At 69.8% G+C, this 12,554-nt stretch carries 9 protein-coding genes and 1 pseudogene; 3 read left to right on the top strand and 7 right to left on the bottom strand.

Annotated features, from left to right (window positions below; translation table 11 throughout):
- Positions 1-899: pseudogene (locus J7495_RS18835) on the bottom strand (DNA-directed RNA polymerase subunit beta); the annotation flags it as partial.
- A 445-nt stretch (positions 900-1,344) separates the two neighbouring features.
- Between J7495_RS18835 and J7495_RS18830 the strand changes: the two are divergent.
- Positions 1,345-2,634 (top strand): hypothetical protein, encoded by a 1,290-nt coding sequence (locus tag J7495_RS18830; protein ID WP_294058486.1) that lies wholly within the window; start codon positions 1,345-1,347, stop codon positions 2,632-2,634.
- A 72-nt stretch (positions 2,635-2,706) separates the two neighbouring features.
- Here J7495_RS18830 and J7495_RS18825 read toward each other — a convergent pair whose 3' ends face one another.
- Positions 2,707-4,911 (bottom strand): acyltransferase family protein, encoded by a 2,205-nt coding sequence (locus J7495_RS18825; protein WP_294058485.1) that lies wholly within the window; start codon positions 4,909-4,911, stop codon positions 2,707-2,709.
- Positions 4,912-5,067: 156 nt separating this feature from the next.
- On the opposite strand from J7495_RS18825, the gene J7495_RS18820 reads away from it, so the two are divergent.
- Positions 5,068-6,189: a hypothetical protein gene (locus tag J7495_RS18820; protein WP_294058483.1), complete on the top strand. Its 1,122-nt coding sequence runs from the start codon at positions 5,068-5,070 to the stop codon at positions 6,187-6,189.
- 4 nt (positions 6,190-6,193) lie between these two features.
- On the opposite strand, the gene J7495_RS18815 is transcribed toward J7495_RS18820, so the two are convergent.
- The 3 genes from J7495_RS18815 to rplJ all read right to left on the bottom strand — a co-directional run bounded on the left by J7495_RS18815 (position 6,194) and on the right by rplJ (position 7,801).
- Positions 6,194-6,700, bottom strand: coding sequence for a DUF4440 domain-containing protein (locus tag J7495_RS18815; RefSeq protein WP_294058481.1), 507 nt, complete (start codon positions 6,698-6,700; stop codon positions 6,194-6,196).
- Between the two features lie 150 nt (positions 6,701-6,850).
- Positions 6,851-7,231, bottom strand: a complete 381-nt coding sequence (gene rplL, locus J7495_RS18810; RefSeq protein WP_294058480.1) for a 50S ribosomal protein L7/L12 — start codon at positions 7,229-7,231, stop codon at positions 6,851-6,853.
- Positions 7,232-7,285: 54 nt separating this feature from the next.
- Entirely contained in the window at positions 7,286-7,801 is a 516-nt protein-coding gene (gene rplJ, locus J7495_RS18805; protein WP_294058479.1) for a 50S ribosomal protein L10, read from the bottom strand.
- 429 nt (positions 7,802-8,230) lie between these two features.
- Between rplJ and J7495_RS18800 the strand changes: the two genes are divergently transcribed.
- Entirely contained in the window at positions 8,231-8,755 is a 525-nt protein-coding gene (locus J7495_RS18800; RefSeq protein ID WP_294058478.1) for a L,D-transpeptidase family protein, read from the top strand.
- Positions 8,756-8,761: 6 nt separating this feature from the next.
- Here the strand turns inward: J7495_RS18800 and J7495_RS18795 are convergent, their stop codons facing one another.
- Both J7495_RS18795 and J7495_RS18790 read right to left on the bottom strand, forming a co-directional pair.
- Positions 8,762-10,522 (bottom strand): hypothetical protein, encoded by a 1,761-nt coding sequence (locus J7495_RS18795; RefSeq protein WP_294058476.1) that lies wholly within the window; start codon positions 10,520-10,522, stop codon positions 8,762-8,764.
- 290 nt (positions 10,523-10,812) lie between these two features.
- Positions 10,813-12,540 carry a hypothetical protein gene (locus J7495_RS18790; RefSeq protein ID WP_294058474.1) on the bottom strand — a complete coding sequence of 576 codons (1,728 nt, stop codon included), beginning with the start codon at positions 12,538-12,540 and terminating at the stop codon, positions 10,813-10,815.
- Between the last annotated feature and the right edge of the window lie 14 nt (positions 12,541-12,554).

The raw sequence follows: 12,554 nt of genomic DNA, 5'->3' as shown, positions 1-12,554 counted from the left end.
GGGATCAGCAGCGTCTCGAGACCGTCCTTCTGCGCCTTGTTGGCGGCGCGCGGGCTGATCTTCTGGCCAGCCGGGAAGATCACTTCGCCCGACTTGGCGTCGATGATGTCGAACATCGGCTTGGCGCCGCGCCAGTTCTCGGGCTGGAACGGGATCTGCCAGCCGTTCGGGCCGCGGACGAAGGTCACGCGGTTGTAGAAATAGTTGAGGATGTCCTCGCCGTTCAGGCCGAGGGCATAGAGCAGCGTCGTCACCGGAAGCTTGCGCTTGCGGTCGATACGGACGTTGACGATGTCCTTGGCGTCGAACTCGAAGTCGAGCCACGAGCCGCGATACGGGATCACGCGCGCAGCGAAGAGATACTTGCCCGAGGCATGGGTCTTGCCGCGGTCATGGTCGAACAGCACGCCCGGCGAGCGGTGCATCTGCGAGACGATGACGCGCTCGGTGCCGTTGATGATGAAGGTGCCGTTCTCGGTCATGAGCGGCATGTCGCCCATGTAGACGTCCTGCTCCTTGATATCGAGCACCGAACGGGCCTCGGTATCCTGGTCCACCTCGAACACGATGAGGCGCAGCGTCACGCGCATCGGCGCCGCATAGGTGATGCCGCGCTGGCGGCACTCGTCGGTGTCGAACTTGGGCGGCTCGAGCTCGTAGTTGACGAAGTCGAGCTCGGCGGTGCCGGCGAAGTCGCGGATCGGGAACACCGAACGCAGCGTCTTCTCGAGCCCGGAGACGTAGCCGATCGAAGGATCGCTCCGCAGGAACTGTTCGTAGGATTCGCGCTGAACCTCGATCAGGTTCGGCATCTGCACCACTTCGTGGATGTCGCCGAACACCTTGCGGATGCGGCGCTTCACGGTGCCGCTGGATCCTGCGATTGCCTTGGTTGCCATAGGGAGATGTGCCTCGTTCAGCCTGAATGTCGTCCCGGTATCCGCCGGGGCAGGCACGCAAACGGACGCAAAAGGGCCGGACCGCCTTCCCGTATCGATCGGAAAAACTTCCAGCCTCTTCCAGCGTCCGTTGAACCTCGGCCGACCCATTCGTGAGACGCGCTGCGCGACGGCGCGTCCTATCCCGGTCGTGAGGTGAGGAGCGCGATATAGGGAGCGTGTTGGATTTGGTCAACCGCCTCGCCCCGGACTAGGTCGCGAGGGTATAAATAGGGGCGGGGGGAGGCGGATGAGGAGGGGACGGCTGGTGCTGACCCAAGCGCTGATCCTCGTTCGATCCAATTTGCACGCCCGTGAAGCCATCGGCTGCCGTTCGTCGCACGTCCCGCTCGGACCGGCGCAGCACCTGCGGCGAATCGCAGGTTCCATTCATTGGGCAGGCGTCATGAGTAACCAAAGCGTACTGCTTCGCCCCCGCGCCGCGCTGTTGATCGGTGCCGCGCTCCTTTCAACTCCAGCCTTCGCGCAGGACGCGCAGCAGACCGTGACGCCGCCGCCAGTGGTGCCCACGGTCTCCGTCCCGGCACCCGCGCCGGCACCCGCTCCCGAGCGTGTGATCACTTTCGCGCCGCAAACCGAGACGGTGCAGCCGGTCCAGCAGGCGGTGCCCGAGGCCGCGCCCGCGCGCACCGCCACGTCGCGCACCACCACGACCACCACCACGCGCCGCGTCCAGCCCGAGCCGGCCGCGCGCCGCACGACGACCACCACGACGCGTACCGAAGCTCCGGCCGAAGCCGCGCCGGCTGCTGAACCCCAAGCCGCGCCGGCACCCGTCGCCGAGGCGCCGGCTCCTGCGCCCGTGGCTGCCGAACCGGCGACCGCCGCGGAGACGACAACCACGACGACCGAGACGACGCCGCCCACCCAATCGCGCTCGCCGATGGCGCTCATCGCCCTGCTTGCGCTGATCGTTCTGGCGGGTGCCGGCGCGGTGTTCCTCCTGCTCCGTCGCCGCAGCCGCGACGAGATCGAGCCGATGCCGGTCACGACCTATGCCGATCCGATCGCCGCTCGCCCGGCGCCGGAGCCCATCATCGTCAGCCGCGAGCCCGAACGCGTCCAGCCCCTTGTCGAGCCTGTCGCCGAGGCGCCGCTCGCCTCCGAGGCCGCCGAGCCGCTCCACCCGATCGAGACCGAGGCGCATGCCCATGAGGCCGACAAGGAGGACCTTGCCGCGCTGGCCGGTGCCGCCCCCGTCGCGCATCGCCCGTGGCTCGAGCTGGGCATCCGCCCGGTCCGCGCGGGCACGACCGAGGAGGAAGCCGCGGTCGAGTTCGAGCTCACCATCGGCAACAGCGGCGACCTGCCGGCCGAGGACGTCCATGTGACGACCTTCATGCTCGCCGACGCCGAGGGCAGCGAGATGGAGCAGATGCTGCTCGACCACCAGGGCGAGGATTCGGTCCCGCCGGTCACCATCGCGCCGGGCGAGGGCACGCGCATCGACGCGACGCTCGCCGCGCCGAAGGAAGGGCTGGGCCGCGTGTTCAACCCCGTCGTCGTCGCCGATGCGCGCTATCGCCTGCCCGACGGCAGCGAAGGCCGCACCGCTGCCGCCTTCCGCATCGGCCGCCCATCGCCCGAGGAAGGCCTCGGCCCGATCGGCGCCACGCGGCCGCACTTCGTCGACGACGTCAGCGCGGAGCTGGACCACGTCCTCGAACGCGCCTGAGCCTCAGACCCCACGTCGCGGCCCGCCCTCCCAATCCGGGAGGGCGGGCCGCTCGCCGTTGAGGGGAGCGTGCTACCGCTGAGAGACCGTTTGGAAATGCGCCTCACGGCGCATGGCGGTGCCGGCCCGCTCCCCCTCCCGGCCACCCAACGACAGTATTCTATGGGTGGCCGGGAGGGGGAGCGGGCTGGCACCGCCTCGAAACTCGCTCTTTCGCGAGTTTCCAAACAGCCTCTGAGCTGCCAGCAGCGCGTCGCGCAGCCCGGGATAGACCGCCGCATTTCCTGCGCCGCTCAGATGGTCTCCATCGAAGAATAGCGGCCGCCCGTCCGGTGCTGCCTTGCAGACCGCGCCGGGGCAGAGCAGCGGAAACGGATCCCAGACCGCGAGCGCCGGCTGCGCTCCGGCGAGCCGCCGCATCGCCCCCAGCACCGGCGCTCGCAGCGCCTCCAGCTCGGCGCGCGGCATCGTCAGCCCGCCCTCGCAGATCGGGTTGGCCCGGTTGAACCAGTCCGAACAGCGGAAGGGCGGGCTGCGAAAGATCGGCTTGGGCGCCTCGAACACGACGCGCGCGCCCATCGATGCCAGCGTTGCGATCGCTGTCCGCGCCTCGGCCAGTGATGTCGCCGAGACGCTGGGCGGCGCGGGATGCTCGACCGCGCGATCACCTTCGAACTGGTTGGTGAAGCGCACCAGCCGCAGCCCGGGCAGGAAGACGACGTCGCCCGGCTTCAGGCGCCGGCGAAGCTCGCCCAGCAGGAGCTGCGGATAGCCCGAGCAGCTGCCGTTCACCGGTACGGCGTCGTTGAGCTTGAGGAACGGGCAGCCGCTCCGGAAGAAGCTGCGCACCGGCGCGCCCAGTTCGGCAGCGAACTGGCGATAGGCCGGCGCGTAGGCGAGATTGTGCGAATCCCCGATCGCATAGACCGTGAACCCCGCCACCGGCGTCTTGCAACTCGAGGGCGTCCAGCTCGTGATCTTGCCGCCGTGGAAGCGCTCGACGCTCTCGGCCACCGCGCAATGGACGAGGGCGGGGTAGAGTGTCTCGCCGCTCCCTTCCGCGTACCAGGCAGCATGGTCGCGGGTCACGCTCAGCGTCAGCCGGTCGTGCGCCAGGAACAGCCCGGTCCCGGCCAATCCCGTAAGGCACAGCGCCCCCAGCGCTCGCCACACCACGCTGCCGCGCGGCAGCGCGGCGACCCGGCTGCTGGTCCGGAGCGGCTTCTCGACCAGGCGGTAGGACAGCACCGCCAGCCCCACCGCGATCGCCAGCGCAAGCAGCTGGAGCGGCAGCGTGCCGAGCCCGCTCGTCCAGCGGAACAGCACGAATACCGGCCAATGCCAGAGATAGAGCGAATAGGAGAGCAGGCCGATCGCCACCACCGGCTGCCACGCCAGCATGCGGGCGAACGGATTGCCCGGGAGCGCGACCACCACCGCGATCAGGCCCGCGGTTCCCAGCACCGGCAGCAGCGCGAGCGGGAAGGGAAAGTTTGGCCCCTCGGGGATCGTCAGGCCTCGCATCACCATCACGAGGCTCAGGATGACGAGCGCCGCCCGCGCGCTGCCGTTCGAGCGCGCGAGCCACGGCCGCCAGCGCTCGGCTGTCAGGCACAGCAGCATGCCCGCGCCCAGCTCCCAGAAGCGCGGGAAGATCAGGTAGAAGGCGAGTGCGTGCATCCCCGAGAGTGCCGCTGCCAGCGCGAGCGACCCCAGGCTCAGCCCCGCGGTCAGCACCAGCATCCGCCGCGCGCTGATCGCTTCGCCCTTCAGCCGCTGGTGCCAGTGGATGAGGAGGGGGAAGAGCAGGTAGAATTGCTCTTCCACGCCCAGCGACCATGTGTGGGTGAAGGGGTTGTACGCCGCCTGCGGTCCGAAATAGGTGTCGCTGTCGAGTGCGAGCGCGATGTTGCTGCCGCCGAAGAAGGCTGCGACCCCCGACGCCATCATCGCGCGGCTCAGCCAGGCGTCGGGAATGAAGAGGTTGGCCGCGAAGATCGTGACCAGCAGCATCGCCGCGAGCGCGGGCATGATCCGCATCAGCCGCCGCGCGTAGAAATGGGCGGCCAGCCCCCCCAGGCTCTCGAACCGCCGCCCCTCCATCGAGGCAGTGACGACGAAGCCCGAGATCACGAAGAAGATGTCGACGCCGGTAAACCCGCCGGGCAGCGCGCGCGGCCAGAGATGGAACACCACCACCGAGACGACCGCGAGCGCGCGCAATCCGTCGATCGCGGGGATATAGCCGAGGCTGGTGCGGGGGGGATGGCCTGTCACTCGCGACCCCTAGGCAACGGCGAGGCGTCGGGCAATCGGCGCGCGTGGATATCGGCTGGGCGCATCGTGCAGGTGCAATTCAGCTTCGCGGCGCTAGGCAGGGGCGTGCGAAACGCAAATCCAGGGTTCGCGCGGGGGCTTGCCGCGTGGGCTGCCTTGGCAGCCGCGCCGGCGCTCGCCCAGCAGGGAACCCCGCGTCCGACGCCCACGCCAGCGCCGCCGCCGACGATCATCGTGCCGAGCGCCGATCGCTTCAGCCTGCCGGCCTCGGGGCCGCAGAGTGCGCCGGTCCGCCCGCCGGTGCCTGTCGCCACGTCGATCCCCGCGCCGACGCCGGTGCCGACCCCCGCTGCCCGCCGGCCCACGCCGACGCCGGTCGCCACGCCGCGCCCGCCGCAGGCTCGGCCAACGCCGGAGCCCGCCGTATCGCCGACCCCGGCCGTCGCGGCGACTCCGGAGCCCGCCCCGGCGCCATCGCCGACCCCCGTCGCGCCGCCGGTTGCCGTGCCCACGCCCCAGCCGACCATCGCGCCCGCGCCTGTGCTCGCGCCCGAACCTGTCGGTTCATCCTGGCTGCCCTTTGCAGCCCTGGGCGGAGGCCTCGCGCTGCTTGCGGGTCTGGCAGGCTGGCTGCTGCTCCGCCGGCGGCGCGCGCCGGAGGGCGCCGAAGTCGAGCCCGACGCCCCCGTCGCCGCCCCGCCACCGCCGGTGCCACCGCCGCCCGCACCGGTCCCGCCGCCGATCGCCGCGCCGCGACCCGCGCCGCGCCCGCCCGGCGAAGCGATCGCCGTCGAGATCGTCCCGCGCCGGCTGGTCCTCAACGAAGTCGATGCGCTGCTCGAGTTCGAGCTCCGGCTCGCCAGCCAGGCCGAGACCGCCGACGGACTCCGCCTCGGCATCGCGCTGGTCAGCGCCAGCCCCGAGCAGGACACGATGCTCGACGCCTATCATCGCGGCACGGGCAACCAGCCGCCCTCCACCGCGCCTTTCACGCTCCCGCCCGGCCGGGTCTGGGCCAATGGCGCCACGCTCGTGCTGCCGCGCTGGCAGATCCACTCGGTCGAGCTCGGCGGGCGGCGGATGTTCGTGCCGATGCTGATGGTCGACCTGCGCTGGCGCGCCGGCCTGAGCCTGCGCCATCAGGCGGCGGACTTCATGGTGGGCACCGGAGGGCAGGGCGGCAAGCTCGGCCCGATCTGGCTCGACAAGCGCGAGCACCAGGGGCTGGCGGCGAGCCGCTATTTCCCCCGGCCGGCCGCGATGGCGGCGGGCGGCTGAGCGCCTACCCCGCCGTCGGAGCTGCTGTCGGCGCCGGCCCGGGCGTGGCGATGTCCTGCACCACCTTCCAGCTTCCGTCCGCGCCCTTGCGGAACACGGTCACATAGCTTCCCGTCATCGTCTCGACCTTCCTGGTCTCGGGATTGGTGAAGCTCACCGTGAAGCTGCCGTTGGTGAAGCCCAGGTCGCCGCTGGTCTCGGCGCGCGCGGTCCTGTAGTCGAGCTTGAACGCCGGGTCCTTGAAGTCGCTGCCCGCGTCGCTCTGGTGGTGGACCGGCGCGAAGGGCGTGAAGACTTCGGCATCCTCCGCATAGAGCGCCTTGAGCTTCGCCGCGTCCTTCGCCTGATAGGCGGCGAGCAGCGCGGCGTCGGCGGCCTTCACGGCCTCGGTATCGGCCGCCGATGATGGCGCGCCGGCGGGCTTGTCGGCGGTCGGCGCGGCGGGCGTGCAGGCCGTCAGCGTCATCGCGAGCGCGGCCAGCGCGATCATGCCGTTGGCGACGTGGGTCATGGGCGGGTCTCCTCTCCTCGAAGACCGCCTCTCTACCAGCGCAGGCTTCATGACGCCAATGCAACGACGATGCCGGGGAAAGGACATGCAAAAGGGGCAGCCCGTCGCCGGACCGCCCCCTTCATGCTCGCTGCGGAGGCAGCGTCGAGATTACTTGATCTCGACGGTGGCGCCGGCTTCCTCGAGCTGCTTCTTGACCTTCTCGGCCTCGTCCTTCGACACGCCTTCCTTGACGGCCTTCGGCGCGGCCTCGACGAGGGCCTTCGCCTCGGTCAGGCCGAGGTTGGTGATCGCGCGGACTTCCTTGATGACGTTGATCTTCTTGCCACCGTCGCCGGTGAGGATCACGTCGAACTCGGTCTGCTCTTCGGCAGCCGGAGCAGCGGCGCCGCCGCCGGCGCCCGGCATCGCAACCGCCATCGGAGCGGCGGCGGTGACGCCCCACTTCTCTTCGAGGAGCTTCGAGAGCTCGGCGGCTTCGAGGACGGTCAGCTCGGAGAGCTGGTCAACAAGAGCGTTCAGGTCAGCCATGTGATATACTCCAATCTATCGATATGTTCGGGATTTGGTCTAAATAAGAACCGCTTATGCGGCGTCCTTCTCGGCGTAAGCCTTGAAGACGCGCGCGAGCTGCGCGGCCGGCGCCTGCGTGACCGCCGCGAGCTTCGACGCCGGAGCCTGAAGCAGGCCGACGATCTTGCCGCGGAGTTCATCGAGCGACGGAAGCGTTGCGAGCGCCTTCACGCCTTCGGCGTCGAGCAACTGGGTCCCCATCGCGCCGCCGACGATCTCGAGCTTGTCGTTCGTCTTGGCGAATTCCGCGATGACCTTGGCCGCAGCCACGGGATCGGCGGACGTGGAGATCGCAGTGGGGCCGGTCAGCAGGTCAGCGATACCTGCATAGTCGGTCCCTTCGACGGCGATCTTGGCAAGGCGGTTCTTGGCGACCTTGTAGCTCGCGCCGGCTTCGCGCATCTTGGTGCGGAGGGCCGTCGACTGCTTGACGGTCATCCCGAGGTTGCGGGTGATCACCACCACGCTCACCTCGCCGAAGGTGCGGTTCAGCTCGGAAACGAGCTCGGTCTTCTGAGCGCGATCCATGCCGTTCTCCTCATTCTGGACTGCCCGCAAAGGCAGCCCGGTTCACGAATGTCCGAGGGGCACGATCGTCGCGGCCAGAGAAATCCCCGGCTGGACCCGGACGCTCCATCGCACGATAGCGGGCCGGTAAAAATCTGTCCCCGTCTTGGCGAGAGATTAAGCCGGGCAAATCCCGGCGCTCGCTGTCTCGGACGGTCTCCTCCCGAAGGAGGAAGCGGGGCCCTTAGCGGAAACGGGGGGAAAGTCAACGGGGAGGGGTGGTGGAAGGCTGGTCCCCTCGGCGACCTCGCTACCCCTTTCGCCGGGATGACGCGTTGGGGCGCGGTAAAGAGCGAGGCGGATGTCTTAACGCCCCAGCCACCCGTCCCCCCGCGGGACGTCCCAAATCGGTGACTGGGCATTGGCCTCGCCAAGCGCGAGATCGGGATCATGAATCGCGCGTCAACCATCCTCGCCCTGCTCCTTGGTCTGCTCGCCTGCGCCCCCGCGGCCAACGCCGCGCCCGTGGTCCGCCAGGTACTCGCGACCGATGCCGAGCTCGAGCCCGGCGAATATCTCTGGAACCCCGAGCTGGCGCGCACCGGCCCCATTGCCATCGTCGTCGATGTCGCGGCCGAGCGGCTCTACGTGTACCGGGGCGGCGTCGAGATCGGCCGCACGCTGATCCTCTACGGCGACGACGACAAGCCCACCCCGCTCGGCGAGTTCACCGTCCTCCAGAAGGACCGCGACCACATCTCGAACCTCTACGACGCGCCGATGCCCTATATGCTGCGGCTCACCTGGGGCGGCATCTCGATCCACGGCAGCGGCGAAGTGGTCGACGGCCGCTACGCCACCCACGGCTGCGTCGGCCTGCCCGACGAGTTCGCAGCGCTGCTCTTCGCGGCCGTCCCCAAGGGCACGCCGGTCACCGTCACCCGCCATTGGCTCCGCGACGTCTACGGGCGCTGAGCCGCGTCACTTCGCGGGGGGCAGCTTCTCCAGAATCGCTTGCGCCGCGGGCTTCTCGGGCGAGTCGTAGCCCGCGCCCGCCACCGGCAGCAGCACCTTGCGCGCCGCGTCGCCGCGTTCCTCGCGCGCCAGCTCGGCACCCAGCGTCAGCCGCGTCGCCGGCGCGGCCGGCACGCTGTCGACGGCCTTGAGCATCCCGGCGTTCGCGGCCTGGTTGGGCTCTTCGCCGGCATCGGCGAAGCTGCGGAAATAGGCGATCAACGGGATCACCGCTTCGGTATCCGCGCGATTGGCCCTGGCGATCAGCGCGCGCGCCGCACGCAGCTTGGCCGGACGTTCGGCTTCGGGACCCGCGACCGCCAGCTCGGCCATCGCCAGCCCCTTCCAGGCCAGCGCCGGCGCCGAATCGTTGCGGAGCGCCAGGGCCTTGTCCGCCGCGGCGATGCACTCGGCATAATGGCCGGTGCGGCACTCGGCCTCGGTGAGCAGCAGCTGCCCGTCGAGGTTGTTGTACACGCGGCGCACCGTGTCGCGCAGCCCGGCGAGCCAGCGGTCGCGCGCCTCGATCGACTTGTCGTGGAGCGCGGTCATCCGCTCGGCCACCTTGGGATCCGTGCCGGGCGCGGGCAGCGGCGGAATCTCGACGCGCGAACCCATCTCGATCCGCCCCTTCAGGAACCGCGCCTGGCTTTCGCTCAGCTGGGTCAGCACGGGCTCGGCCGCACGCTCGGCGGGATAGCTCAGCCGGTCGTAGGGCAGGCCGCGATTGTCATAGGCGGTCACTTCGGCCTGGAGCTTGGCGGGATCGCCGAACGCCTGCGCCGCCGCTGCGGGGCTAGCGCCGTGCGCGATATCCCAGAGATAGCGGCTGAGCTCGGCACGTCGCGTGTCCGAGAAGAACAGGTAATGGACCAGGATCCAGGCGTGGTACGGCGTCCACCTGCTCCGCTTGGCGACTTCGAGATACTTGCCGTCGAGCACGTCGCGCACGGGCACGTTGCCGTAGACGTCGATCACGTGACGGTAGCCCTCCGGCATATGGCCATATTCGAGCGCGCCGTCCTGGCGGATCCGGATCGTCGAAAAGAGCTCGCCGAAGCCGTCGAGATACCATCGCGGATAGGCCGCGGGGAAATAGGTGAGGAGATAATGCTGCGCGAAGCCCGCATAGAGCCGCCCCTCGGCGCTGATCGGCACGGTGTCACCGCCGGTGGTAGTGCTGAGGGTCTGGTTGTCGCTGCCGAACAGCGAATTCTCGAGCTGGCCGGTCTGAGGGTTCATCTGCAGCACGCCGAGGCTCGCGATGTCGACTTTCTGCGTGCGCTCGATCTCGGCGACCGCGTCGCTGCGGCTGGCGGCCATCACCGCGCCGTCCTCGCGCGGGTCGTAGTAGCGCTGGAACTGGAACGGCCCGGCGAACGGTCCCTGCGCCGAGCGCGTGTTCCTGAGGTCCATCGCGTCGAACTCGGCGGTGTCCCCCACCAGCGTGACGCGCAGCTTCAGCGTCTCGTCGGGCGCGTCGACGCGGTTGAGCAGGATGGAGAGCAGGAAATGCAGCCGCTCAAGATTGTGCGTGATCCGCGTCAGATCCCCGCGCGGGCCGTTCGAATAGACGATCACATGGTCGCTCTCGGCTACCCACCAGTCGCTTTTGCGGTTGAGGCTGCCCTCGACGACGATCGTCTGGTTCTGCTGCGCTTCCGCCGCAACGGGGAGCAGCAGGAACAACGTCGTCAGCGCCAGTGAAACGCGGTGCTTGGCTCGCATGCTTCCTCCCCATGGCGCCGGCGCTTCGACGCCCGGCTTGACGCAGTCAGACCATAGTGGCGCGATTGGCGCAATGCTCCGATGCCAGCGCGGATCGACATCCAAGATGACGGTGGAGAATAACCCCAAAATATCACCGTCACCCCGGCCTTGTGCCGGGGCCCACCGAGAGGCAAGGGCTGGAATAGTGCTTCTTGTCCAGCCGGCGTGGCGGGGTGGACCCCGGCACAAGGCCGGGGTGACGGTTTTTTTGCCGGAAGCCCGACTCAAACCGTGAATGTCGACACAGCCTAGCGAGCCAATGCCGCCAGCAACGCCGCCGCCCGCGCGCGCTCGGGCGAATCCCACGCGCCCTGCGCCACCGGCAGCAGCGCCACCCGCGCACCGGTCGCGTCGCCACGCTTGGCCAGTGCCTCGCCCAGCCGCAGCCGCGCTGCCGCCGACCAGGGCGCGCGTGCGACTGCCTTCTCCAGCCCCGCGACAGCATCCGCGGACAGCGGCTCGCCCGCATCGGCGAAGCTCGCCGAATAGGCGAGCAGCCCGCGTACGCCATCGCTGTCGGCCCGGATCGCGCGGGCGAGCGCCTCGCGCGCGCCGCGCAACCCTTCCGCCCGGCGCGCGGCCGGCCCGGCGAGCGCCTGCTGCGTCAGCGCGACGCCCCGCCACGCCAGCGCGGTCGCATTGCCCGGCGCTGCGACGAGCGCAAGGTCGGCCGCGTCGAGGCAGCCTGCGGCATTGCCGCTGCGGCATTCGGCTTCGGCGAGGACCAGCTGGAGCCCGCGGCTCTCGGGATAGCGCCCCGCGACGCGGCGCAGCTCGCGCAGCCAGTCGCGCCGGCGGCCCGCCACCTTGCGCGCCTCGCGCGGCGTCGAGGGCGGATCGAGCCGCGAGCCGAGCAGCAGCCGCTCGCGCACTTGCCAGCTTTCCGCGCGGGTGAGCTGGCGCAGCAGCGGCGGCGGCGCGCGCTCGGCGGGGAAGTAGAGCCGGTCGTTGGGGATCTTGCGCCCGCGATAGCCGGCGAGCTCGGCCTGGAGCTTCGCGGCGTCGAGCTTGACCGCCGCATCGGCCCGCGAAGCGCCGTTCGCCACGGCCTCGAGATAGGCGCGCAGCGGCTCGCGCCAGCTTTCCGAGAAGAACAGCAGATGGACCAGCGCGAAGGCATGGATCGGCGTCCAGCGCGGACGGCCGCCGGGCTCGGCGAGGTAGCTCCCGTCGAGCAGCCGCGACACCGGATAGCGGCCGTACCAGTCGAGCACCTTCAGATAACCCTCGGGCACTTCGCCGTACTGGATCGCGCCGTCCTGGCTCGCATCGATTGTCGCGAAGACTTCGCCGAAGCCGTCGAGGTACCAGCGCGGATAGGCGGCGGGGAAATAGGTGAGCAGGTAATGCTGGGCGTAGCCCGCGTAGATGCGGCTCTCGGGCGTCACCAGATAGGCGACTTCGCCGGTACGGGCATCCTCCAGGTCGGGTTGGCCGATCCGCGCCAGCGAGCGCTGCATCGCTACGCCCTGCGGCCCGAGCCGGGTCAGCGCCGAGAAGAGGTCGGTGCCCGGGTCGAGCGCGATCTTCTGGTCCTCGGCCGTGGTCGCTAGCACGGCGCCGTCGTCGCGCGGGTCGTAATAATAGGCGCCGGGAAAGGCGGCGGGGAAGGGGCCGCGCTGCGCGCGCACGCCGCGCAGGTCGAGCCGGCGGAAGTCGACGTCGTTGTTGACCAGCACGACGCTCAGCTTCACCGCATCGTCGCTGTCGTCGAGCCGGCTGAAGAGGGTCGAGAGCAGCAGGTGCAGCTTCTCGAGATTGTGTGCGAGCCGGGTGATCCGCTCTTCCTGCGTGCCGTAGACGAGGACGTGCTCGGTCTCGGCGACGTACCAGCTGCTCATGTCGACGGGCTTGCCGTTGCGGCCGACAGGGACGCCGCGCACGGTGATGGTATCGGGATCGAGCGTCGCCGTCTGCGCGAGCGCCGTGACAGGCGCGAGCAGGAGCAGGGGCGCGGCAAGCCAGCGCAAGCGCATCGCGATCCTCCTTC

This window comes from Sphingomonas sp., assembly GCF_017745215.1.
GTDB lineage: Bacteria > Pseudomonadota > Alphaproteobacteria > Sphingomonadales > Sphingomonadaceae > Sphingomonas.
Note: the sequence above shows the minus strand (reverse complement) of the source record. Positions and strands in the feature narration are given on the sequence as shown.

What these genes read in the sequence shown, in the direction of transcription:
- J7495_RS18790 (WP_294058474.1), bottom strand. Translation starts at nt 12,540, where the DNA reads ATGCGCTTGCGCTGGCTTGCCGCGCCCCTGCTCCTGCTCGCGCCTGTC.
- rplJ (WP_294058479.1), bottom strand. Translation starts at nt 7,801, where the DNA reads ATGGATCGCGCTCAGAAGACCGAGCTCGTTTCCGAGCTGAACCGCACC.
- J7495_RS18800 (WP_294058478.1), top strand. Translation starts at nt 8,231, where the DNA reads ATGAATCGCGCGTCAACCATCCTCGCCCTGCTCCTTGGTCTGCTCGCC.
- rplL (WP_294058480.1), bottom strand. Translation starts at nt 7,231, where the DNA reads ATGGCTGACCTGAACGCTCTTGTTGACCAGCTCTCCGAGCTGACCGTC.
- J7495_RS18830 (WP_294058486.1), top strand. Translation starts at nt 1,345, where the DNA reads ATGAGTAACCAAAGCGTACTGCTTCGCCCCCGCGCCGCGCTGTTGATC.
- J7495_RS18795 (WP_294058476.1), bottom strand. Translation starts at nt 10,522, where the DNA reads ATGCGAGCCAAGCACCGCGTTTCACTGGCGCTGACGACGTTGTTCCTG.
- J7495_RS18815 (WP_294058481.1), bottom strand. Translation starts at nt 6,700, where the DNA reads ATGACCCACGTCGCCAACGGCATGATCGCGCTGGCCGCGCTCGCGATG.